The organism is Actinomadura rubrobrunea NBRC 15275 (assembly GCF_001552235.1).
Taxonomy (GTDB): domain Bacteria; phylum Actinomycetota; class Actinomycetes; order Streptosporangiales; family Streptosporangiaceae; genus Spirillospora; species Spirillospora viridilutea.
This window is the reverse complement of record NZ_BCQU01000109.1, coordinates 1-22319: the sequence shown is the minus strand read 5'-3', so window position 1 is coordinate 22319 and position 22319 is coordinate 1. Positions and strand designations below refer to the sequence as shown.

Genomic DNA, 22319 nt, shown 5'->3' with positions numbered 1-22319 from the left:
GTTGTCCCGTCTGGTTCTGACTTGCCCGTGCGTGTGAGACCCATAGGGCGGCGACGTCAGCACCAGCGCGACCCTGCCTCGCAGTTCAGCGAACACAGCGGTGATGTTGCGCACATCACCGCACACCACCCGTGCCGTCCCCGTCGCGATCGCAGGAGAAAGGTCGCAACTCAGAGATATAGGCGAGACGATCGACGGAGTCCAACGGTATCTGTCTGGCTCTCGTCCGAGCTGTGTGGCCGACCTCGGCATCCTGGCCGTCCTCCTGCAGCGGAGGCGCCTACCGGCCCTGCGCCTCTCGGGACCTCGCGATCCCGATCTTTCGAGGGCCGGAAGGCCGCCTTCCGCGCTGAGCCGAAGGCATTCGTTGGCGGCCGGAGAGCCGAGATCGGATCAAGCTCTCAGCGTCCGTGCGCAGCGATGCGCGGGCGACGGGCTGCGGTTCCCCCGCCGCCGCTGGTGGTTCAGTCGGGAATGACTCCGCTGTCCACCCCGATGGGAGCCGTACCGACGGTGACGGTTCCGGTCACCGTGTTCGTCGCCGTACTTATGACCGACACGTCGTTCGAGCCGGTGTTGGCGACGTAGACGCGGGTACCGCCTGGAGTGACCGCCACCCCGCGGGGTACGGTGCCGACGGTGACGGTATCGGTCACCGTGTTCGTCGACGTGCTGATCACCGACACGGAGCCCGAGCCGGCGTTGGCGACGTAGACGCGGGTACCGCCCGGGGTGACCTCCACCCCCTGCGGACCGGCGCCGACGGTGACGGTATCGGTCACCGTGTTCGTCGACGTGCTGATCACCGACACGGAGCCCGAGCTGAAGTTGGTGACGTAGACGCGGGTACCACCCGGCGTAACCGCCAGCCGAGTGGGATCCACCCCGACGGGGACGGTGGTGGTCACGGTGTTGGTCGCCGTGCTGATCACCGACACGTCGTCCGAGTCGGTGTTGGCGACGTAGACGCGGGTACCACCCGGCGTGACGTCCACCCCGTTAGGAGCGTCACCTACAGGGATGGTGGCGCTCACCGTGTTGGTCGAGGTGTCGATTACCGACACGCTGTCCCCGACGCCGTTGGTCACGTAGACGCGCGTACCACCCGGAGTGACTGCCACTCCCTGGGGACCGTCGCCAACGGGGATCGTGGCGATCACCGTGTTGGTCGACGTATTGATCACCGACACGTTGTCTGAGTTGAAGTTGGCGACGTAGACCCGCGTGCCGCCCGGAGTGATCGCCAGTCCTTGGGGACCGTCACCGACGTTGATCGTGGCCGTCACGGTGTTGGTCGAGGTGTCGATCACCGACACATTGTCCGAGCCGAGGTTGGCGACGTAGGTGACCTGCTGCCGCTGCGTGGCGGTCGTGGCCGGGGCCGGCGCGGCCATCGCCATCGTCATTCCGGCCAGAACGGCCACGGCGACCAGCAGGCGCCTGAGACCGGACCGCCATCCCCGCCGGCGGAGACGGCCTGACGATGCGGAGCGGGGCACCCCGCCCGCTTTCCTGATCGAAGGGGTCACCATGGAGACCTCCTTTGTGGTAGGACAAATTGTTTGTACTCTTCGAATTGCACTTGGCCATAGCTGATCTACCAAAAGCGGATCATAATTTGGGCCAATCGTGTAGACATATGACACTTAACAGATATCGCCAGACAATCAGCATATTGAGAACAGTGGGGACATAATCGAGTGGATCAATCTCCCTCGATCGGTGGGACGACCTGGTGGCCGAGAGGCCTCGCATGACGGGACAAGCACGGTCATGGCCCCGGCCGTCGCGCGCGATCTGTCAGGTGAACATTGTTCTCGGGAGGGCCCATGACGTAGGCGGGCTTGAACAAGCCGATCACACGAAAGATCGGGAAGACGACCATGTTCATGAACCACCTCGCTGCGGGGCCCGGGTCACCGAGGTCGGTCCCGCCGGTGAGCCCTGGGTTGTAGGTGAGGACCGTGATGCCGCGTTCCCGTAGGTCAGGGGAATCCGCCAGGGAGCGGGCGGTGAGGATGTTGCAGAGTTTCGAGGCGGCATTGGCGCGCATGCCGTCACCGAACCGGGACTTGGGCGGGTGGGCGAGCTTCTCGGGCTCGAGGGTCTTGGGCGCCAGGGGTGTGATCGACGGGTCGTGGGTGTCGCTGGTCGTGAAGATCACCCGCGCGTGGTCGGCGAGATGCGGCTCCAGGAGACGGGCCAGCAGGTAGTGGGCGAGGTGGTTGACGCCGAAGGTGGTCTCGAAGCCGTCGGCGGTCCGTCCGTGCTGGTTCCTGGACAGGGTGGCGGCGTTGAGGACCAGCGCGTCGATGGGCGTCCCGCCGAGCCGGGAGGTCACTGCGGAGGCGAACTCGCGGACGCTGTCGAGCAAGGCGAGATCCAGCGGGAGCGTTTCGACGCCGGCAGGCACGACTCGTCCGCTGCCGCGGGCGCGAGGTAGGGCTCAGGCCGAGTCTGCGAGCATCGCCCACGGCGGGTCAGGCCGCGCGGCTTGTCGATGATCAGCACCAGAAGAACACCCACCAGCAGGGTCAGGATTCAAGTCCCTGACGGCGCACCGGCAGCACGCAGGGCATTCGCAAAAAACGCCGCGGATGCCCAGCGGCGTTTATGCACCGCTTCGTCCCCCTGGCAGCTCCATGGCTGCTCGCCGTCCCGACGGCCGCAGCGTCTGCTGTCGTACCCGGCGGCCAGCAGGAACGACGCCGCACCATGTCGCAGATCGTGCAGCCGGATCGCCAGCAGCAGCGGCTCCAAATGCGCCCGTTGCGGGTCGGTCAGTCGAACCGTCTCGTCATCGCCAGGCCGGCCGCGAGGTCTCCGGTTCAGGGTTGTTGTTGGTCGAGATCCGTCTCCCGGAGACCTCGCTGCGTTCGGTTCACACCGCGCCGACGATCAGCCCACTTCGCAACACGCCTAGAAGGTCGGGGCGCTCAGGTGGCGGACGTTCTTGAGAGCGGCCAGGTCGTCGTCGTCCAACGCGATGCTGCCAGCGGCCACGTTCTCCTCAAGGTGGGCGACCGAGCTCGTGCCGGGGATCAGCAGCATGCGTTCGTAGTGGGCCAGCAGCCATGCCAGGGCGACCTGGGAGGACGAGACGTTGTGCTTGGCCGCCACCGAGGCGATCACCGGTTCGTCCGCGAGGGCCTGCGGGCCGCCGGTGAACGCCGAACCGAGCGGATAGTACGGGACGTAGGCGATGCCGTGCTCGCGGCACAGATCGAGGACCGGCTCGTCCTCGCGGTTCCCGATGCCGTACGCGTTCTGCACCGCGGCGATCGGAGTGATGTCGAGGGCCGTCTTGAGGTCGTCGACCGAGGCCGTGGACAGGCCGATGAGGCCGAGCTTGCCCTCGTCGCGCAGCTCGGTCAGGGTGCCGAGCTGATCGGCGAGCGGCACGGGGTCCGGCCCGCCGCCTCCGACGCCCAGCCGCATGTACACGAGGTCGATCCGCTCGAGCCGCAGCGTGCGCAGGTCCTGCTCGGAGGTCGCCCGGAGCTGCTCTGGGCGGGAGGCGCGGACCCAGGCGCCCGTCTCATCGCGGGCGCCGCCGACCTTCGTCGCGATGACGAGGTCGTCCGGGTAGGGGCGCAGCACCTCGGCGATGAGTTCGTTGACGACGTCGGGGCCGTAGACCTGCGCCGTGTCGATGTGGTTGACGCCGAGTTCGACGACACGACGCAGGACGGCACGGGCCGCGTCCGGGTCCTTGGGCGGTCCGAACACCCCCGGACCGGCGAGCTGCATCGCACCGAACCCGATGCGTCGAACGGTCTTGTCACCAAGGGACGCAGTCTGCTCGATCGTTGCCATGGCTCGACTATCTGGCCCGCGCGCAGCCTTCAACCAGAGGTGGCGGCTTCCTGGGACGCACAGTCCTACCCTCATCGGCGCGTCCGGCGCCTACCGTTGAACCATGACCAAGAACGGCGAGCTGCGGGAGTTCCTGCGCTCCCGGCGGGCGCGGCTTCGGCCCGAGGACGTGGGCATCCAGACCGACGGCCGGCGCCGCGTCCCGGGACTGCGTCGCGAGGAGGTCGCGATGCTGGCCGGCGTGAGCCTGGACTACTACACGCGCCTTGAGCAGGGCCGCCGGAATCTGCAGCCATCCGACCAGGTGCTCGACGCGATCGCGCGCGCACTGCGGCTGGCCGAGGTCGAACGGCTGTACCTGCACAACCTCGTCCGTTCGACGGTCGCCGTGTCCGAGCCGGCCGAGCCGCGTCTCGCGCCCCTGGGCGCGGGCACGCGGGTGATGCTCGACGCCCTCGGCATTCCCGCGATCATCGTGGACGTGCGCGGCGACGTCCACGCGGTGAACCGGCTGGGACGCGCGCTGCTGCCCGGCCTCGAACCGGGGGCGAGTCACCTGCGCTGGCTGTTCCTGGATCCCGCGACGCGCGACCTGTTGACCGACTGGGAGATGATGGCGCGCGTGAGCGTCGGCGTCCTGCGCGAGGCCGCGGCCCGCTACCCGCGCGACCGGCGACTGCACGCGCTGATCGGCGAGCTGTCCGTCGCCAGTCCCGAGTTCCGCAACTGGTGGGCCGACCACGAGGTCGAGACGCGGTGCCAAGGTCCCAAGCGGTTCCGTCACCCCGTCGTCGGCGAACTCACCTTGCACGTTGAGGCGCTGCAGCTCCAGGACAGGGAGCGCTGGGTGTACGCCTACTCGGCGGAACCCGGGTCTCCCTCCGCAGAGGCCCTGCGCCTCCTCGGCACGTGGGCCGCGACCGAGGACACCACTCCCGAAGCAGCGCCTCGTCCACCGGACGGTCACTCCGTGAGGATGGGCGGGGTGGTGAAGAACGGGCGCAGCTCCACCCACTCGTGAATCGGCCTGCCGCCTGTACCGGGCGTGGCCGAAAGACCCCATGAACTGTGGGGGGCTTCAGGACTGGGTCGGTGCACCGACTCTAAGAGTGATGTCCTGGCCGTCGGCGCCGTCGCCGAGTGGGACGACCTCGCGGAGGTCGTCGATCCACAGGTCGGCGGGGAGCTGGGAGCGCTCGACCGTGGTGAGGACGGCGACCACCCGAGCCCCCGCGGCGGTGCCCGCGGCGACCCCGGCGGGCGAATCCTCGAAGACCACGCAGTCTGCGGGGTCGACCCCGAGTGCACGGCCGCGGTCAGGTAACCCTCCGGATGCGGCTTCCCCTCGCGCACGTCGTCCGCGGAGATCACAACGCGGGGCTCGGGCAGGCCTGCGGCCCGCAGCCTGTTGCGCACGAGGGTTCCGCTGCCGGAGGTGACGACAGCCCAGCGGTCTGCGGGGAGCCCGTCGAGCAGCCGCCGCGCTCCCGGCACCTCCTCGAGACCGTCCAGTTCGAGCAGCTCACGCTCCTCCAGGAGCCGCGCCTCCTCGTCCGCGTCGAGCCAGGGCGCCACCATCCGGACGAGCTCGACGTCACGGCGTCCGCGAGACAGCTCGACGGTCTTCTGCGTATCCAGTCCATGATTGGCGGCCCACTCCCCCAGAATCCGGTCGCTCACCCGCTGGGAGTGCACGAGAACTCCGTCGCAGTCGAACAGGACACCTGCACACCGCAGGGTCGAGTACATCGGCCTCCCCTTCTTCACCCCTCCTCGAAGACCGCCAGGATGACTACGGTTGCGGCCCGTGTCAACACTTCTCTGAGCTGGGGATATGGCAACGCCCTGCACTTCGCGTGCTTTCACCTTGGCCACGCACGCGGACGAATGCAAAGTTCATCTTCTTTTTGTTCGCCACGAGTTTTGCCACTACACCTCGTCCCGCGAGGACGATATGGCTGTATTTCTGCGGCCTATCACTGGAACTGCCCCTGGCTTGGCAACGTGCTTAACGGTCCGTGCGCTGCGCAGCGGTCTTGTGATGCGCGGTTCGCCGCGAGTTGACCAAGGCCGAGCGAGCCATGCTGGAGCAGTTGCCGTCCGGGATCGGAACTGGTGTCCGTGCTCGGATAACGGCGAGTCTGGAACGGGAGGGGCCATATTTCAGTCCGCGGTGGCCTGACGGGAGGGGTCGAACGGTATGCGCGCTGGGCGTGGCTGCTGCCGCGCGGCGGCCGCATCCGGCGGCTGCCCGGCCTGCTGGGCAGGTGGCCGCTGCCCGGCACCCGCCCGCCCCTCCGGTTCACAGCGTCCGCGCCTGGTGGCGGGCGGCCGCGCCGCGAGCTCGCGAGAGCGGATTCTGCAGCGCGTGCGCGAGGCGCGTGCCAGCCTCATCGCGGTGCCTTCTGGAGACTAGGCAGGGCCGCTGCCGAGTTCGTATCGGTCCCTTGTCACGCCATGTCCCTGCCTCCGTGAGGTGTCCGTCGACGGGCTAGGAGGGTCGCGATCCGCTCCGCGACCGTTTCGACGGCGGCGGCGACGGGAGGTGTCAGCTCGCAGCCCCAGCCGAACTGGGCTCCTTCGATGGCGAGGACGCGCAGCTCCTTGGGCATCCGGTCCATCGCCCGGCCCAGCGCCACGGCTTCGCCCAGGCCCAGTGTGTGGCTGCTCGCGGACCCACCAGAACGGGGCACGGCGTCGGGTCCGGTCTCGTGGACTCGTCCGGGACGGGACGGCTCGGCGCGCACGGCGTCGACGACGATCGCAAGGTCGGCGCCGGCCCACAGTTCGATGAGCCGCGCGGGTTCCCCGTCGGTCACCGCCAGCGTCACCCCGTCCGGCGTCCGCCCGCGCAGCGCCTCCACCACGGCGGGGCCCGCGCCGTCGTCTCGGCGGAACCGGTCGCCGACTCCGATCACGATGGTCATCGCCGGTCCACGGTCAGGTCGAGGAAGTGCGTGGAGCAGGAGATGCACGGGTCGTAGTTGCGGATCGCCCGCTCGCACGCGCGGGTCAGCGCCGAGTCGTCCAGGTCGAGCCGGGCCGCCACGAAGCGGCGCAGGTCGTCCTCGATGGCCGCCTGGTTCTGGGAGGTCGGCGGGACGATCCTCGCGATGGTGATGCGGCCTTGGGCATCCAGGTCGTACCGGTGGTAGAGCAGCCCGCGCGGAGCCTCGGTCACGCCGTGGCCGACGCCCGCCTTCGGGGGGACGGGCACGTGGGGCCGTTCTGGCGGACGGTATGTGGAGATGAGGCGGAGCGCCTCCTCGACGGCGCAGACGATCTCGACGGCGCGGACCACGATGCTCTGGAACGGGTTGCGGCACTCGGCTCCGAGCCCGGCGTCGGCGGCGACCTGAGCGGCAATCGGCGGAAGACGGTCGCGGTTGAGCGAGAACCGGGCCAGAGGGCCGGTCATGTACAGGGCGCCGTCCGTCAGGCGTGCGTGCAGGGCCGTGGAGTGCGGGACGGGCGTTTCAACGACGTGGTGTTCGAAGCCGTCCGCGGTGAAGGAGCGCCCGCCGGTCGTCCGCGGGGTGCCCGACTCCAGCGGATAGCGGTCATCGGTGGTGAGAGCCAGGTACTCGTGGTCGTGGCTGAAGTCGGGGAAGTCCAGGCCGGCGGCCCACCGCACGGTGGCGAGGGCGTCGTCGAGCGCGTGCCGCAACGTCTCGGCGAGCGGACGGAGTTCGGTCGGGGACGGGGTGCGGTAGAAGCCGCCCACGCGGACGTTCACCGGGTGGATGGCGCGCCCGCCGAGCGTCTCCATCACCGTGTTCCCGGCCTTCTTGAGCCGCAGCCCGCGCTCGATGAGGGCGCGGTCGGCCCGGGCAAGGTCGATGGCGCTGGGATATCCGAGGAAGTCGGGGGCGTGCAGCAGGTAGATGTGCAGGGCGTGGCTTTCGATCCACTCGCCGCAGTACAGCAGGCGGCGCAGGTCGTTCAGGGAGCCGTCCACGGTGACCCCGCAGGCGTCCTCGATCGCACGGCACGCGCTCATCTGGTACGCGACGGGGCAGATGCCGCAGATGCGGGCGGTGATGTCGGGTGGCTCGGTGTAGGACCGGCCGCGCAGGAACGCCTCGAAGAAGCGCGGTGGTTCGTAGATGTCCAGCCGCACCTCCTGGACCGTGGAGCCGTCGACGCGGACGTACATCGCGCCCTCGCCCTCCACCCGCGCCAGGGCACCGACGCTCAATGTGCGTTCATTCCGGTGGGTCATCGTCCGTCCCCCGAGTGTCCGGCTGTCGGAGTTCGTGGTCTTCCTCGCGGAACGCCGCGACGTTGAAGGTCGACAGGACTCGCTCGGTTTCGTCGGGCGTCATGTCCAGCCAGGGCACAAGCCCCCGCGTGTTGGGCCGGCCGTCGCTCCAGTTCGGAGACGGGCCGAAGCAGCCGTAGCAGCCTCGCCCGTACGCCGGGCAGATGGCGCCGCAGCCCGCGTGCGTGATCGGCCCCAGGCACGGCGTGCCGTGGGCGACCATGACGCAGACGTTGCCGCGGCGCTTGCATTCGAAGCACACGGGGTGCTGCGAGATGTTCGGCTTGCGTCCCATCAGGAACGCGGACAGCACCTCCAGCAACTGCCGCCGGTCGATGGGGCAGCCCTGCAGCTCGAAGTCCACGCGGACGTGCGCGCTGATCGGCGTGGACGTGTCCAGGGTGGCGACGTACTCCGGGCTGGCGTACACCAGGGAGGCGAATTCCCGCACGTCGGCGAAGTTGCGCAGTGCCTGGACGCCTCCCGCGGTGGCGCAGGCCCCGATGGTGATCAGTGTGCCGCTGACCTCCCGGACGTGCCGGATCCGCTCGGCGTCGTCGGGCGTGGTGATCGAACCTTCGACCAGGGACACGTCGTACGGGCCGGGCGCGACCTCGTCGGACGCCTCCAGGAAGTGCGCGATCTCAACCTCCCCGGCGAGGGTGAGGAGCTCGTCCTCGCAGTCCAGGAGGGTGAGCTGGCAGCCGTCGCAGGAGGCGAACTTCCACACCGCCAGCGTCGGCCTCGTCGCGTCCATGTCACAGCTCCTTGACGGCCATGAGGGGCTCGGCGCGCTCGTACGGGACGACCGGCCCGTCCCGGCACAGCAGCAGCGGCCCCAGCTGGCAGTGGCCGCACCAGCCGACGCCGCAGCGCATGTTGCGCTCCAGGGACAGCCGCACGCGGTGGGGCGGCACCCCGCGTTCCACCAGGGCCCTCGCGGTGAGCCGCATCATGATCTCCGGGCCGCACACGAACGCCGCCGCCCGGGCCGGATCGGCGTCCACCAGGTCGATCAGCGAGGTGATCAGGCCGACGTGTCCGGTCCAGCCGGCCGCGGCGCGGTCCACGGTGACCTCCACGTGCACGCCGCACCGCCGCCACCGTTCCAACTCGTCCGGGTACAGCAGGTCGGCTGGGGTCCGGGCGCCGACGAGCAGCACGATTCGGCCGTAGCGGCGGGGATCGGCGAGCGCCCGCAGGACGACGGATCGCAGCGGCGCCAGACCGATGCCTCCGGCGGCGAGGATCAGGTCGAACCCTTGGACCTCGTCCAGTCCCCAGCCGACGCCGAACGGGCCGCGCAGCCCTAGCATCTCCCCCGGGCGCGCGCCGCACAGCGCGCGGGTGACCGCGCCGACCGCCCGGACGGTCTGCTCGACCCGTGGTTTCGCGCCGCCTCCGCTGACGGAGACCGGCACCTCGCCCACGCCCCAGGCGTACATCATCGTGAACTGGCCGGGGCTCGGCTCGGCGATCCGGGCGGCCACGGGCTCCAAGGCGAGCGTCACGGTATCCCGGGTCTCTCGGCGGCGTTCCACCACCCGGTACGGCACAGGTCTCATGCGCGCCATCGGACCTCCGCCGCGTCCCCGTATAGGTCGAGCAGGCGCATCCGGGTGGCTTGCAGGCGGTCCACGACGACCTCGGCGAACCGCAGGGTCAGCTTGTGCGCCAGCCGCGGGTCGCGCGCCCAGATGAAGCGGACCAGCCGGGCGTCGAACTCCAAGGCCTGCACCGGACGCGTCGCCACCGCCCCGAACCGCCACCGGTAGGGCGGGAACAGCCAGGACCAGCCGATGATCGCGCCCCGGCCCAGCGTCTCGACGATCAGCGTGCCCCGGCCCGGAAGATGCAGGTCCAGGGCGACGAGTCCGTCCTGGACGATCCAGAACCGGTCCGCCGCGCAGCCCTCTTCGAACAGCCGCCGGCCGACGGGGAACGCCACCGGACGCGCCGCGGACGCGAGCCTGGCCAGGTCCGCGGCGTCCATTTCGGCGAAGACGGCCTGTCCCGCCAGCTGCTCGACGCCCACGGTGATCATGGCGCGCCTCTCTCCCCCGAAGCGCGCTGGTCGCGCTCGGCTTGCAGCGCCGCCACCTCCTCGGTCAGGTCGATGCCGACCGGGCACCACACGATGCACCGTCCGCACCCCACGCAGCCGGACGAGCCGAACTGGTCGTGCCAGGTGCCGAGCTTGTGGGTCAGCCACTGCCGGTACCGGCTCTTGGGAGAGGAGCGCACGTCGCCGCCGTGCAGGTGGGAGAAGCCGAGGTCGAAGCAGGAGTCCCACAGCTGCCACCGCTCGGCGTGCTCGCCGGTCAGGTCGGTCGTGTCCTCGACCGTCGTGCAGAAGCACGTCGGGCACACCATCGTGCAGTTTCCGCAGCTCAGGCACCGCGACGCCACCTCGTCCCAGCGCGCGTAGTCCAGGCTTTCCGCCATGAGGTCCCGCAGGCCGAGAGCGGGCATCTCCCGTCCCATGTGCTCGGCGGCGGCAGCCACCTCCGCGCGGGCGCATGCTTGAAGGTCCTCGTCCGCCTCCTCGGTGGGCACCTCCGCCAGGACGGCCGATCCGGCCTCGCTGCCGACCTCGACGACGTAACGGGGACTCCCGTCGTCGATCAGTTCGGTGAGCGCCAGGTCATAGCCGGGACCCGACTTCGGGCCCGTCCCCATCGAGGCGCAGAAGCACGTCTCGCCGGGCTCGGTGCAGTCGACCGCGACGATGAAGACGCCCTCGCGCCGCGCCGCGTACGCGGAGTCGGTATGGCGGCCGCCCATGAGGACCCTGTCCTGGATCTCGATGGCGCGCAGGTCGCACGGGCGCACGCCGAGGAAGGCGTAACGCGGCGGCTCGGGCCGCTCCTCTCGCACCTCGAACCCGTCGCCGACGCGGTCGGCCTCCCACAGCTTCACCCGCGGCTGGTGCAGGAACGGCTTCCACGACTGGGGGCCAGCCGAATGGCCGAACGCGGCCTGATCGTCGCGGCGCCGGACGCGGTAGCCGCCGGGCGCGAGCGTGACGCCCCAGCCGACCGGCAGATCATCGGCCGAGCGCAGCTCGTCGAGAACGATCGCGCCGTCACGGACGGTCGGCCCGATCACCGTATAGCCGGCCCGGCGCAGGGCGTCGTACAGCGCGCTCAGGCCGGTCGTCATCAGTTTCGCCATCGCCGTTCACTTCGTGCGAATGTCCTGGTGAGCGGGCCGGATGTTGGCGACCGAGCAAGGCGGTTGCCGCAGCACACCGCGGTGGGACCGCGGTTTTGCGCCCCCTGTAGTCGACCACCATGAGACCGCGTGCTCGGCCACGTCGAACAAGGCTTTGCGGGGCGGGTCGAGCACCAGCGACGTCCACGGGCCCCCTGCGGATGGCACATGGGCCACGGCAGCAGTCCCAGCCGGACGCCGCAGCCGCGCGTGTCTCTTTCGCCTTCCTGTGCATCGAGCGGCACCTCACCCGGCTCCCAGCCTCCGTACACCGCCGACAGGCCCCACCCGCGCATGGCCGCCTGCTCGAACGCGAACCTGATGGCGGCGTCACCGCCCGCCGACGGCGGCGCCGCATACGCGGGTCCGTCCATGAGCCGTTCGTCGACGCGCACCCCCGACGCGGCGCGCTCGGCGACGCCGCCGTCGGGAATGTCCTCTCCCCTGAGCTTGACGATCATCGAGCCCCCGCAATCGATGTCGTACGGCCGGCGCCTAGTGCCCGGCTCTTAGCGGAAGCCGCCGCAGCCGGACCTCCGTCGCCGCCCACCCCACGGCGTATGCGCTCTGTTCGGTCCCGTCGTAACCGACGAGCCCGTCCGAGCCCCCTGCGATGGCGCTTCCCCTCTCATGCCTTCTCAATCCATCGCACTCCCGAACTGGGGTCCGGCCTAGGGACGAAGGACCAGGCTGCAGGACATGCGTTCCCCGCATACGCACCGAGGAGAGCCGCCCCCCTTCTGAGTCCTTTGCCCTCTGCCGCGTCCCCCTTCTACCGATGACGTGAGGTGACGAATCGATCGCACTTCGCGTCCACTCACGCGGTCACAACGCCTGAGGCAGACGTTGGCCTCTGCCATGTGGGGGTCACCTGTAGCCGTGGTCGGCGCGCGGGTTCCGGACTCCCTGACACTGATCTCCTGCACGCGCACCCGACCGCTGGCGTGGTCGGGCCACACGGCGCTACACGTCCTGGTCGACCGCCTGTCCGAGCAGTCGCCCCGACAGAAACCGTAGAAGCTGCAGGTGAAAGGCCTGATCGAGCGCCCCGCCACACAGCACGCTCAATAGCCAGGGGCGGCATCTGACCGACAGTCTTGCCTGCGAGCGACAAGGCAGTAACCGACAAGGCACCCCAAAGGGTATTTCCTGTCACTTTGACAAGAAGTTAGCCTCGCCGCATGTCCGAGGAGCATTGGACGCCGCCCGCCGTGCTGCTCGCGGTCGACCTAGTGATCTTGACGCTCCGCGAGTCGCGCCTTCACGTGTTGCTCATCGAGCGAGGAGTCGAGCCTTACCAGGGGGCTTTGGCGCTTCCCGGCGGATTCTTGCAACACGCCGAAGAGGACCTCATTGCCGCGGCTCACCGGGAGCTTGCGGAGGAGGCCGCCATGGACATCGAGACGCTGCATCTTGAGCATCTGGGCGTCTACGGAGACCCTGGTCGCGATCCGCGCGGACGGGTGGTCTCCATCGCCTACCTCGCCATCGCGCCGGGGCTGCCGGAGCCCACTGCCGGCTCGGACGCGGCCGGTGCCCGGTGGCACCGCGCCGACCAGGTGCTCTCTGGGGAGCTGCGGCTCGCTTTCGACCATCGGCGCATCGTCGAGGACGGCGTCGAACGCGCTCGCGCCAAGCTCGAGCATTCCGCGTTGGCGACGGCGTTCTGCGGGCCGACCTTCACGATCACCGATCTTCAGCGGGTCTATGAGGCGGTGTGGGGTGTCTCGCTCGATCCTCGCAACTTCTATCGCAAGGTCCAGAAGACCAGCGGGTTCATCGTTCCGGCGGGTCCAGAACGCAAGGCCACGACCGGGCGGCCCGCTCGACTGTTCAAGGCCGGACCTCGCAAGGTGCTGTATCCGCCGATGGTCCGGCCGGTCGAGCCGTCGAATGCCAAGGAGCCGAAAGAATGAGCGGCAGTCAAATCGTCGTTCTCACAGCCCTCGACGTTGAGTACGAAGCCGTCCGCAACAAGCTGGACGGGCCGCGGTTGCATCGGCACCCCCAGGGAACCCGATTCGAGATCGGTCGGCTCGCGGGCGGCCGGTGCCGGATCGCTCTCGGACTGGTCGGCAAAGGCAATCAGTCCGCGGCGGTACTGGCCGAACGCGCCATCGCCGAGTTCTCCCCGATCGCTCTGATCTTCGTGGGGGTGGCCGGAGCCCTGCACTCGCACGTCGCCCTCGGGGACGTCGTGGTCGCCACCCACGTCTATGCGTTCCATGGCGGGACGAGCGAGGACGACGGGTTCAAGAGCCGTCCACGGGTGTGGGAGGTCTCGCACGGCGCTGAGCAGATCGCCCGGCACGTCGCCCGCGACCGATCCTGGGCAGGACATGTACGTGATCACCGCCGGGCGCCCAAGGTGCATTTCGGGGCGATAGCAGCCGGCGAGGTGGTTCTGAACTCCACGGTGTCGGCGCATGCCCGCTGGATCCGGCGCAACTACAACGACGCGCTCGCGATCGAGATGGAAGGGGCCGGCGTGGCGCAGGCCGCGCATCTGAACAGGTCGCTTCCGGTGGTCGTGGTCCGGGGCGTCAGCGACCGGGCCGACGGGACCAAGGAAGCGACCGATCGCAGGCGGTGGCAGGCACGGGCGGTGTCCAACGCGGCCGCGTTCGCCGTCGCCCTCGCCGAAAACCTGGTCGCCGAGGAGGAGAACCGCGATCGGGTGGATGAAACCGAAACGATGGGGAGCTCGCAGATGAGTGGGTGGGTCCGCAACATCGCGAAGGACAACGCGCGCGTGGTCGTACAGGCCGGTCATGTGAACGGAGGCATCCAGGTGTCCGGCGAGCAGGCCCCGCCGATCGATCCCGCGGAGGCGATCGCCAGATTGGCCGCCCGGCTGCGGCAGGCACGGGCAGCCGGGCACCTGGATGAGGACACCTTCCAAGCGGCGCAGGCCGAACTGGCCAGCGCTCGCGAGCTGATGCGGACGACCATGCCGCCGGACACCGGCTCGGTTACGGTGGCGCTGAAGAAGGTCCGCGGACTCGTGGCGGACGTGGCGGCCCTGGCCGCCGAGGTGGCGAGCGTCATCGCACTGGTGCAGGGGCTGTCATGACCGATCCGTATGCCACCACCGCGAACTACGCCGCGGATTCCGCCTTCGTCGGGGTCCAGGCCGCGACGGTGCACGGCGGAGTTCACATCTACTCGCTGCCTGCGAACGCTTCTCCCGCAGACAAGTTCGACCTCGGTGCAAGGCTGCTCGACGGCGGCATTCCGGGTAAGGCACGGCAGCTCATCGGCGATGCCATAATGGCGGGTCACAGGGGCAACAAGGTCTGCTTCTATTGGCAACTGGCCCTCGTCAGTGGCAGGACGCGACAGGAGATGCCGGACGAGGACCTCGCGTGGCTGCGGCAGGCGCCGGCTATATGTCATGTCACCGGTGGCGATGCGTGGGCGGACGGCGTGAAGACCGTATGCCGTCTGCTGGAAGCCGCGCGGCAGCCCGACGCGGATCTGCGTCCCCTGCTCAAGGACTTCGATGGGCTCGGTGACCCCCAGCGCGCCATGATCCTGCGGCATCTCGAGCTGTTTCTGGAAGGGCGGCTCAAAGATCAGATGTGGCGCCGAGCGATGACAGGCGCCCGAGAGAACCAGATGGCGGGAGATCGGGCATATCGTGTCTGGAAATTCTTCGAGCCAAAGCCAGCCAGACCCCGGACCCGTGAACCGCGGCCACCTGACATTCCGGCCGGCACTTGGGTCAAGGCGGTGACGGCAACGGCGGTCTTCGCCGTGACGGTGATCCATATCGGCTACGTGCTGGCACGGGAACTCGAGGGTTTCGCGTTGCTGGCCTACCTGGTGAGCGCCGCCGGCGGCTACGGCGCCGCGCGGGGCGGCCTGGAATGGCGTTACCGTGCCGAGCGGCGCCGGGCAAAGGACGAGGAGTACGCACCGACTCGGGCGCGTAAGGCCAGCGCGCCGTCCGGCGGCTTCGCGAACAAAGTCGACCAGCGTTTCGTCTACTACTTCGCCAAGTACGTGCCACGCAACACGAGCCGGTCCGCCTGGCTAGCCGAGACGGCGGGGATCCACAAAAGCCTGCGCGACGAGATCGTCGACGTCTATCGGGAGCAGCGAACCGGCGTGGAAAAGATCAACTGGCTGATCCGGCACCGGGTGGGTGACGTCCGAAAGCGGTGGGAGAACGGAACCCTGTGGAATTACAGGCAGGAACTTGCGACTCCCATGGCCACGAAAGCACTGACGATCCTCAGCCTCGCCGTCTTGGCCCTGGGAGCCACCCGAGCGCTGGAAAGGGCGGTACGGATCGCGCCCGCGAGCGCAGGCCGTTCAGCGGCCTTCGCTCTGGTAGCCGGGGTTATCGGGACGCTCGCGTGGCAGCACATCGTTCTGGAGCGAAGAAGGCACGCGGCCGATGTCGCCGAACGCGCGCGGACGCAGCAGGACTGCGAAGCAGCCTATCAGCGCTGGCTGGAAAAGCTGGCCGACGCCCCCTCAGATCAGGAGATGGCCGCCTGGCTGGACTGTGACCGCAAAGTGCTGCTGGACGAGGCGCTGCGCCACTACGGACTGACCATGAGCGACATAATCGCTTATGCCTTCCTCGAAGCACCCGGCTCACGCACCAAGCGCGCCCGCGTACGCAACGGTCCCTGGCGTTACTCGCGCTACCAACTGCTTCTCTTCCTGCTTACCACGGACGGAGTACGCCAGCTCAGCGTCGAACTCGACTTCGAACAAGGCACCTTCCACGGTTGGAACCGGACCAACTACCGCTACGAAGCGGTCGCAGCCGTACGAGTCCACCAGGCAGACAACGAGGAACGCACATTCGAACTCGCACTCGTCAACGGGGAGCAGATCCAAGTCGAAGTGATGACGTCAGAAATGGAACTAGAGCTCGACGAAGCCCTCAGCGTGGTGGCGGAGGCGACACTAGACGCCTCAGGCATCCATCACACTCTGCACGTCATGGAGGGCATCGCCGCAGAAGGTAGGCGGTGGATCGTACAAGAACGTCGACGAAAGAGTGAACAGCGGTCCTCCCTGTGATACCGGACAGGGCCTCAATAACCCCCATTCTGCGGGGTTGTCGGATCACCTGCGTTCACTGTTCGCACGGACTGCCTGGTATGCGGCGACACGCTGCGCGGCATGACAGCGCAGGCAGGTCAGCCGTTCGGGGACATGGGTTCACCGTTCACATCTCAGGGTGTGCGGCATGAGGGCAGTGCGCGGGTGGCGCCTTGAGCAGTGAGCCCTCGACCGAAGGCGCGTCGAGGGCTCACTGGTACGGCGCGGGCGGCGCGCCAGGCCGTCAGGCGCCTTCGATCACGGTGCTCGGCTGACCGGCGGGGAATCCGGCACCGATCCCGCAGGCCCCGTCGAGTCGCCGGTGACCGTGATCCACTGCTCCGGTTCAGCGGCTCCCTCACGGGGCGGAGTGACGAGCTTGCGTCCAGGCAGCGTGCACCCTGCACCGTTGGAGCCGTTGCAGTCGTCTGGTGTCAACGACGAGACCTTTGCTGCGCTGGGGACCCCAAGGTTGACGGCTTGGCGCGGGCCTGAGCCGACCGCGCCGGACTTCTGCGAGCCGTCCGTGGATTGGCACGGTTCGAGCCCGCCGACGCTCCGCCGGTGCAGCTGAGGCGTCAGCCGCGTGCGGTCAGGGGCGGCCGATCCGCACCCGCCAGACCTGCGGACCGGACTCGAGGTAGTCCCAGGTGTACTCCCCCGGGTGCTCGGCTGCGAACTGGTAGCGCAGCGGCTTGGGATCGTGGTCGTTGACCAGCACGAATGACGTCCCCAGGGCCAGCGCGGCGAAGGTGGCGAAGATCCGCTCATGGCGCTGGGCGGGTGGCAGCGGACGCACATCCAGTTCGCCGTCCACCACTTCCGCGGTGGCATTCGGGTCGCCATGGCCGCCGCACGCGCAGGCGTGCCCGCAGCACGATCCCTGGTCCTGCGCACCCAGGTGCTCGTGCATCCCCGCCAGCATCGCTCTCAGATCGACACCGGTGTCGAGGAGCACGGGGAGAAGAAGGTCATTCTCCTTCTCAACATGGGCGCTGAACAGCGCGTCGAGCGCTCCGGCCGCGGCCGCGGCCTCCCCCGCCGTCCGCGCCGACTCCACCTCCGCGACCAGTTCCCGCAGGGCGACGTGCTCGCGGCGCATCGCCTGGACGAGCAGACGCGCCTCCGGCAGTTCGGCCGCGGCCTTGTAGAGCGTCTCCTCTTCCGCGGCGGCGTGCGGCAGCACCTCGTCGGTGCAGAACGCGACCAGCTTCTTCTGCACGGCCGCAGGTGCCGACAGCCGGTCGACCGCTCGCCTGATGGTGACTGCGTGGTCGTTCAACGTGCGGACGAGTCGCTCGTGATGGTCGCGGACGGTCTGCGCGGCGGTCTGCTGCGCGGCGGCCGCGGTGGTCTGCGAGGTCACAGGGACTCCTCAGGACGGCGCCGACGGTCGACAACTTTCTCATACACTGCTTTATTTTTACAATAAGCATTGTGCAAAATCAAGGGGTGACCGAGCGCGCTCACCGCACGCTGCTCGTCGAGCACGGCCATGCGACCGCCGAGCCCGACGAACGGGCGCTGCCCGAAGGCCCGCACCCGCTGCACACGGCGACCTGGAATCGCGATGAGAGCGAGCCCGGTGAAGGCGGGCGACGCGGCTACCGGCCGCCTCCCGGTGCGCTCACCTTCCGCCTCGCCGAGCAGGACAGTCTGGGCACCACCGCACGGTCATGCTGCGAGCGCCCACGGAGGCCGTCCGCTCGAAAGCACAGATCCCGCAAGGGCGCCCCGGCGCGTCGCCGCGCTGCTCGCGGGCGCAGTTTTCACGCCGCAGACCTCGGCGGACGCTCCCGCTTCGACCTGTCTCGGTTGCCCCTCTCCGAATTTGCCGAAACCGATTTGGAGGGGGTGTGAGGCGTGCACGGGGTTCCACGCGGGGTGCGCTCGCTGAACTGGGCACTCCTGTCGATGGGCTGCGTGGGCATGCAGGGGTCGAGCCGTAGGTGACGACGAGAGGACGCACCCGATGACGGTGAGCGAACAAAAGACCTCACGCCGACTCGCGATCGGCCGACTGCCGCTGCTCGTCGGCGCCGCTCTGTCCCTGCTGGTCGGCCTCTGGGGCGGCCTCTACCGGCTCGGCCTCGACGTGTCGCCGCCCGACGCCGCGTTCCCCGCACAGCACGGACCACTGATGACGCTCGGCTTCCTCGGAACGCTGATCTCCCTGGAGCGGTCCGTCGCGGCAGGCCGGTCATGGGCGTACGCCGCACCGGCGCTGGCCGCCACCGGAGGGATCGCTGTCGCCGCCGGTCTCGACCGTCCCGGACGCGTGCTGCTCACCGCGGCGGCAGGCTGGCTGCTCGCCGTTTACCTCGTGCTGTTCGCCCGCCGCCGCGACCGCGACCTGATCGTCCAGATGAGCGGCGCCCTCGCCTGGTACGTCGGCGGGCTGCTGTGGATGCGCGGTCACTCGATCATCGACGTGGTGCCCTGGCTGGCCGGGTTCCTGGTGCTCACGATCGTCGGCGAACGGCTCGAACTGGCGCGTGTCGCGTTCATCGCCCGTCGGGCGGGCGACGGGCTGCTCGCCGCGGCGGCCGTCCTGGGCGCCGGCGTCGTCGTCTCGGCCGTGTGGCCGGACGCGGGGTGGCGGCTGGCGGGGCTCGGCATGCTGCTCCTCGCCGCCTGGCTGGCCCTGTTCGACGTCGCGCGCCGCACCGTTCACGGAACGGGCCTGCCGCGCTTCACCGCCGTTTGCCTGCTCACCGGGTACGTCTGGCTGGCCGTCGGCGGGGCGATCTGGGTGGCCGCAGGGCAGCCCGCGGGCGGCGGCTACGACGCGGCGCTGCACGCGGTGTTCCTCGGCTTCGTCATGTCGATGGTGTTCGGCCACGCGCCCGTGATCCTGCCTGGCGTGCTGCGCGTACGACTGCCGTACCACCGCCTCCTGTACCTACCACTGGCCCTCTTGCACGGCGCTCTGCTGCTCCGGGTCGCCGGAGATCTCCTCGACGTGTCACCAGGACGCACGGTCGGAGGCGTGCTCGGCGAGATCGCCCTGCTCGCCTTCGTGCTGTGCGCCATCGTCGCGGCCCGCCTGCATTCCCGGGCGGAGCGCCAATGACTCGATAGGGCGACCGGACAAGCGGCCGGTAAGGATCCTGAACAAAATGACAGCGCCTGAGGAGCTGCTGCGGGCGTAGGGGATGTCGGGCTGGGCGGACTAGGGTCGTCGAGCGTGATCGAGTCTTCGTCCATGGACGCTGTTCGGGCGGCCTACGACGCCGTCGCTCCCCTGTACGCGGAGATGTTCCGCGACTCAATCGAAGGCCGGCCGCTGGACAGCGCCTTGGTCACCGCGTTCGCCGAGTACGTCCGAGCCGCAGACGCGGGGCCGGTGGCCGATCTCGGATGCGGTCCCGGCGGTGTCACGGCGCGCCTGGCCTCTCTCGGCGTGACCGCGTTCGGCGTCGACGCGTCGCCCGCGATGGTCCAGCTGGCCCGCGAGCGGTACCCGGACCTGCGGTTCGACGAAGGCTCGATGCACGCGCTGGACATTGCGGACGGCACGCTCGGCGGCGTTCTCGCCTGGTACTCCATCATCCACACGCCTCCGGAGGACCTACCGGCGATCTTCACGGAGTTCGCACGGGTGCTGGCGCCGGGCGGTCACCTGCTCCTCGGGTTCTTCGCGACTGACGACGACTCGCCGCACCCCGCCGAACCGTTCGACCACAAGGTCTCCCTCGCCTACCGGCTCTCCATCGACCATGTCGCGGATCTGGCGTCCGAGGCCGGGCTCACGGAGATCGGTCGCCTACGCCGCGAGCCGGGTGAGAACGAGAGGTTCCTGCAGGGGCGTCTCCTCGCCCGCAAGCCGACGGACAAGCCTTAGGTGTGCTGCGCGGGCAGGTCGCGGCTGGCCGGGGTTTGGCCCGCGATGCCGGTGTGGGTACCAGTCGAGCCACACCGAAGGCGGCCTGTCGTTCGGTTTCTGGTGGAAGGCCCGTTCATTCGAGCAGGGGCGCGAACCTTGCCGTTGGTCTGGCGCCGCCGGGGGCGTGATGTAGACCCAGGCGTTGTCGGTCAGGACGCGCCTAATGGTGCGTGCCGCGGGCGGCGAACCAGGGCGCGGCACGGAGCAGGAACGCGGCCCCCGTGGGGGCGGTCTCATCGGTCAGGATCTCGGTGTAGGCCAGACGGGTCGTCCAGCGCGGTGTGCAGCCGGTGGCTGTCGCGGTGCCGGTCGGCGCGGCCGAGGACCTCCGCCCGCCGCCGTCAGGGTTGCGGCCGAAGTCTCCTGACGTCGATGTGGACCGAGTCGCCGGGGCGCCGGTGTTCGTAGCGGCGGACTTGTTCGCGGTGGCCCGTCGCATGCCGCCAGGTGCGCAGGCCAGGGTGCGGTACGCGGTCGACGCCGAGGTCGCCTGGGCGCGCTCACTGGGCTTCGGGGGCGGACTCCAGGATGTCGATTTCTTTGATCTTCGCGTCGGACAGCTGGAGGATCGCGGCGGCGACGGTGGGTTCGCCGGCGCACAGCAGGACCACGATGCCTTCCGCGTCGAGCACCTCCGACCAGGTGTCCGGGGACGCCGCGGCGAAGCACTCCAGCAGCGCATCCGCCACGTTCTCGCGTCCCTCGATGCGCAGCGGCGGACCGGATCCGCCGGCGCGGGCACGGGTCAGGACGACGTCGTCCGTCAGCTTGTCGAGCAGTGCACGGCGGTCGCGGGCGGACAGGCTGTCCTTCAGGCGCCGAAGCGTTCCCCCGCCGACCGCCGGAACCTCGCAGCGCACTCGGGCCGTGGCGTCGGCGGCGATCCGGCGCACGTCCTGCTCGCGGAGTCCGGTCACCTTCGCGATGGCGTCGTCTGTGAGGCCGAAACCGTGCCGCAGCACGAACACCGTCCGTTCGTTGGGCTGCAAGGCGTCGAGCACCACCGCCATGGCGGCCGAGACGGACTCGGCGAGGCTGAGCAGGGGTTCCCCCAGCAGCGGCTCCGGTATCCAGGGGCCGATGTGCGATTCCCCGCTCACCTGGGCCGTCCGCAGACGGGCGATGGCGGCGCTGGTGACCAGCCGGATCAAGGCGGCCTTGGAGCGGTGCGCGCCGGGCTCGGAGTCGTCGAGCCAACGGCTGCCGACCTCGCGCACGAGGTCCTCGGCCTCGCCGGGGTGGCCGAGCATGCTGTGCGCCACCGAGAGGAGCAGGTCTCTGTGCTGATCGAATGCGACGGCCGCGGCATCGTCCGGCGACCGCTCGGAGGGCGGTTCTAGGGGCATTCGTCCTCCTTCCCGGTCGGGGCCGGGCCGCGCCGCGACGACCCGTCGCGCGAGGCGCCGCGTCGAGGCGCGGCGGCCAGCACCTCGCGCGCCCGGATCCGCGCCCATGCGTCCGCGGCCAGCACGTCCTCGACGGACGAGCAGGACCGCATGGGCGTGTGCTCGGAGACGACCCGGGCCACTGAGTCGACGATGCCGGGGAACGACAGCCGACCGGCCAGGAACGCCGCGACGCACTCCTCGTTGGCCGCGTTGTAGACGGCGGGGGCGGTGCCGCCGATCCGACCGACTTCGCGCGCCAGTTCCACCGCGGGGAACGTGTCCTCGTCGAGCGGTTCGAACCGCCAGGTGTGCGCGCGGGTCCAGTCGACGGCGGGCGCGGCGTCGGGGACGCGGTGCGGCCAGTCCAGACCGAGCGCGATCGGCAGGCGCATGTCCGGCGGACTGGCCTGGGCCAGCGTCGACCCGTCCACGAACTCCACCATCGAGTGGACGACGGACTGGGGGTGCACGACGACCTCGATGCGGTCCATCGGGACGTCGAACAGCAGGTGCGCCTCGATGACCTCCAGCCCCTTGTTGACCAAGGTGGCCGAGTTGATCGTGATGACCGGCCCCATGTTCCACGTGGGGTGGTTCAACGCCTGCTCGGGCGTGACGTCGGCCAACTCGGCTCGGGTACGGCCGCGGAACGGCCCCCCGCTGGCGGTCAGCACCAACCGGCGCACCTCCGCGG

General features: G+C 69.4%; 17 protein-coding genes and 5 pseudogenes. 7 read left to right on the top strand and 15 right to left on the bottom strand.

The window, feature by feature from the left end; all coding sequences use genetic code 11:
• Nucleotides 1–464: 464 nt before the first annotated feature.
• The 3 genes from AR3_RS25355 to AR3_RS25345 form a co-directional block, all read right to left on the bottom strand.
• Nucleotides 465–1532 carry a YncE family protein gene (locus tag AR3_RS25355; RefSeq protein WP_083951967.1) on the bottom strand — a complete coding sequence of 356 codons (1068 nt, stop codon included), beginning with the start codon at nucleotides 1530–1532 and terminating at the stop codon, nucleotides 465–467.
• A 239-nt stretch (nucleotides 1533–1771) separates the two neighbouring features.
• Nucleotides 1772–2374: a Rossmann-fold NAD(P)-binding domain-containing protein gene (locus AR3_RS25350; RefSeq protein ID WP_174545484.1), complete on the bottom strand. Its 603-nt coding sequence runs from the start codon at nucleotides 2372–2374 to the stop codon at nucleotides 1772–1774.
• A gap of 545 nt (nucleotides 2375–2919) precedes the next feature.
• On the bottom strand, nucleotides 2920–3816 hold the full coding sequence (locus tag AR3_RS25345; protein ID WP_067917564.1) for an aldo/keto reductase: 897 nt from the start codon (nucleotides 3814–3816) through the stop codon (nucleotides 2920–2922).
• Nucleotides 3817–3919: 103 nt separating this feature from the next.
• Here AR3_RS25345 and AR3_RS25340 point away from each other — a divergent pair.
• Nucleotides 3920–4660: pseudogene (locus AR3_RS25340) on the top strand (helix-turn-helix domain-containing protein); the annotation flags it as partial.
• Nucleotides 4661–4779: 119 nt separating this feature from the next.
• Here AR3_RS25340 and AR3_RS33055 read toward each other — a convergent pair.
• The 9 genes and pseudogenes from AR3_RS33055 to AR3_RS25305 all read right to left on the bottom strand — a co-directional run.
• Nucleotides 4780–4872 (bottom strand): annotated as a pseudogene (locus AR3_RS33055) (YciI family protein); the annotation flags it as partial.
• 22 nt (nucleotides 4873–4894) lie between these two features.
• Nucleotides 4895–5110 (bottom strand): annotated as a pseudogene (locus AR3_RS32420) (hypothetical protein); the annotation flags it as partial.
• A gap of 14 nt (nucleotides 5111–5124) precedes the next feature.
• A pseudogene (locus tag AR3_RS32995) lies at nucleotides 5125–5565 on the bottom strand (HAD family hydrolase); the annotation flags it as partial.
• Nucleotides 5566–6266: 701 nt separating this feature from the next.
• Nucleotides 6267–6743: a hydrogenase maturation protease gene (locus AR3_RS25330; RefSeq protein WP_067917560.1), complete on the bottom strand. Its 477-nt coding sequence runs from the start codon at nucleotides 6741–6743 to the stop codon at nucleotides 6267–6269.
• Complete coding sequence (locus AR3_RS25325) at nucleotides 6740–8014, bottom strand: Ni/Fe hydrogenase subunit alpha (protein WP_227023404.1); 1275 nt, start codon at nucleotides 8012–8014, stop codon at nucleotides 6740–6742. Before AR3_RS25325 ends, AR3_RS25330 begins: the two co-directional genes overlap by 4 nt.
• Before the next feature lie 7 nt (nucleotides 8015–8021).
• Nucleotides 8022–8834, bottom strand: a complete 813-nt coding sequence (locus AR3_RS25320) for an NADH-quinone oxidoreductase subunit B family protein (RefSeq protein ID WP_067917554.1) — start codon at nucleotides 8832–8834, stop codon at nucleotides 8022–8024.
• Nucleotide 8835: 1 nt separating this feature from the next.
• Entirely contained in the window at nucleotides 8836–9642 is an 807-nt protein-coding gene (locus tag AR3_RS25315) for an FAD/NAD(P)-binding protein (RefSeq protein ID WP_227023405.1), read from the bottom strand.
• Nucleotides 9639–10121: a cyclic nucleotide-binding domain-containing protein gene (locus tag AR3_RS25310; protein WP_217998758.1), complete on the bottom strand. Its 483-nt coding sequence runs from the start codon at nucleotides 10119–10121 to the stop codon at nucleotides 9639–9641. The genes AR3_RS25315 and AR3_RS25310 overlap by 4 nt, the downstream gene beginning before the upstream one ends.
• Nucleotides 10118–11251: a 4Fe-4S dicluster domain-containing protein gene (locus AR3_RS25305; protein WP_067917550.1), complete on the bottom strand. Its 1134-nt coding sequence runs from the start codon at nucleotides 11249–11251 to the stop codon at nucleotides 10118–10120. The genes AR3_RS25310 and AR3_RS25305 overlap by 4 nt, the downstream gene beginning before the upstream one ends.
• 1220 nt (nucleotides 11252–12471) lie before the next feature.
• Between AR3_RS25305 and AR3_RS25300 the strand changes: the two genes are divergently transcribed.
• From AR3_RS25300 to AR3_RS25290, 3 genes are read left to right on the top strand one after another with little or no spacing between them, the layout of a single operon-like run.
• Entirely contained in the window at nucleotides 12472–13206 is a 735-nt protein-coding gene (locus AR3_RS25300; protein WP_067917549.1) for an NUDIX hydrolase, read from the top strand.
• Nucleotides 13203–14363, top strand: coding sequence for a 5'-methylthioadenosine/S-adenosylhomocysteine nucleosidase family protein (locus AR3_RS25295; RefSeq protein WP_067917547.1), 1161 nt, complete (start codon nucleotides 13203–13205; stop codon nucleotides 14361–14363). The genes AR3_RS25300 and AR3_RS25295 overlap by 4 nt, the downstream gene beginning before the upstream one ends.
• Complete coding sequence (locus AR3_RS25290; protein ID WP_067917545.1) at nucleotides 14360–16330, top strand: hypothetical protein; 1971 nt, start codon at nucleotides 14360–14362, stop codon at nucleotides 16328–16330. Before AR3_RS25295 ends, AR3_RS25290 begins: the two co-directional genes overlap by 4 nt.
• A gap of 613 nt (nucleotides 16331–16943) precedes the next feature.
• Here the strand turns inward: AR3_RS25290 and AR3_RS25285 are convergent.
• A complete protein-coding gene (locus AR3_RS25285; protein ID WP_067917543.1) occupies nucleotides 16944–17717 on the bottom strand; it encodes a DUF2249 domain-containing protein in 774 nt (257 codons plus the stop codon).
• Nucleotides 17718–17803: 86 nt separating this feature from the next.
• On the opposite strand from AR3_RS25285, the gene AR3_RS30860 reads away from it, so the two are divergent.
• The 3 genes from AR3_RS30860 to AR3_RS25275 all read left to right on the top strand — a co-directional run bounded on the left by AR3_RS30860 (nucleotide 17804) and on the right by AR3_RS25275 (nucleotide 20195).
• Nucleotides 17804–18211 carry a hypothetical protein gene (locus AR3_RS30860; RefSeq protein WP_146150395.1) on the top strand — a complete coding sequence of 136 codons (408 nt, stop codon included), beginning with the start codon at nucleotides 17804–17806 and terminating at the stop codon, nucleotides 18209–18211.
• Nucleotides 18212–18329: 118 nt separating this feature from the next.
• Nucleotides 18330–19424 (top strand): DUF8744 domain-containing protein, encoded by a 1095-nt coding sequence (locus AR3_RS25280; protein WP_217998757.1) that lies wholly within the window; start codon nucleotides 18330–18332, stop codon nucleotides 19422–19424.
• Between the two features lie 132 nt (nucleotides 19425–19556).
• Nucleotides 19557–20195, top strand: coding sequence for a class I SAM-dependent methyltransferase (locus AR3_RS25275; protein WP_067917568.1), 639 nt, complete (start codon nucleotides 19557–19559; stop codon nucleotides 20193–20195).
• 542 nt (nucleotides 20196–20737) lie between these two features.
• Here AR3_RS25275 and AR3_RS25270 read toward each other — a convergent pair.
• Entirely contained in the window at nucleotides 20738–21583 is an 846-nt protein-coding gene (locus AR3_RS25270; protein WP_067917538.1) for a sigma factor, read from the bottom strand.
• A pseudogene (locus AR3_RS25265) lies at nucleotides 21574–22319 on the bottom strand (1-deoxy-D-xylulose-5-phosphate reductoisomerase); the annotation flags it as partial. The pseudogene AR3_RS25265 and the gene AR3_RS25270, both read right to left, overlap by 10 nt.

Bases quoted from the DNA above. Each gene is read 5' to 3' on its own strand.
- AR3_RS25290 (WP_067917545.1), top strand. From the start codon at position 14,360: ATGACCGATCCGTATGCCACCACCGCGAACTACGCCGCGGATTCCGCC.
- AR3_RS25310 (WP_217998758.1), bottom strand. From the start codon at position 10,121: ATGATCACCGTGGGCGTCGAGCAGCTGGCGGGACAGGCCGTCTTCGCC.
- AR3_RS25355 (WP_083951967.1), bottom strand. From the start codon at position 1,532: ATGGTGACCCCTTCGATCAGGAAAGCGGGCGGGGTGCCCCGCTCCGCA.
- AR3_RS25315 (WP_227023405.1), bottom strand. From the start codon at position 9,642: ATGAGACCTGTGCCGTACCGGGTGGTGGAACGCCGCCGAGAGACCCGG.
- AR3_RS25330 (WP_067917560.1), bottom strand. From the start codon at position 6,743: ATGACCATCGTGATCGGAGTCGGCGACCGGTTCCGCCGAGACGACGGC.
- AR3_RS25305 (WP_067917550.1), bottom strand. From the start codon at position 11,251: ATGGCGAAACTGATGACGACCGGCCTGAGCGCGCTGTACGACGCCCTG.
- AR3_RS25320 (WP_067917554.1), bottom strand. From the start codon at position 8,834: ATGGACGCGACGAGGCCGACGCTGGCGGTGTGGAAGTTCGCCTCCTGC.
- AR3_RS25275 (WP_067917568.1), top strand. From the start codon at position 19,557: ATGGACGCTGTTCGGGCGGCCTACGACGCCGTCGCTCCCCTGTACGCG.
- AR3_RS25345 (WP_067917564.1), bottom strand. From the start codon at position 3,816: ATGGCAACGATCGAGCAGACTGCGTCCCTTGGTGACAAGACCGTTCGA.
- AR3_RS25295 (WP_067917547.1), top strand. From the start codon at position 13,203: ATGAGCGGCAGTCAAATCGTCGTTCTCACAGCCCTCGACGTTGAGTAC.
- AR3_RS25270 (WP_067917538.1), bottom strand. From the start codon at position 21,583: ATGCCCCTAGAACCGCCCTCCGAGCGGTCGCCGGACGATGCCGCGGCC.
- AR3_RS25300 (WP_067917549.1), top strand. From the start codon at position 12,472: ATGTCCGAGGAGCATTGGACGCCGCCCGCCGTGCTGCTCGCGGTCGAC.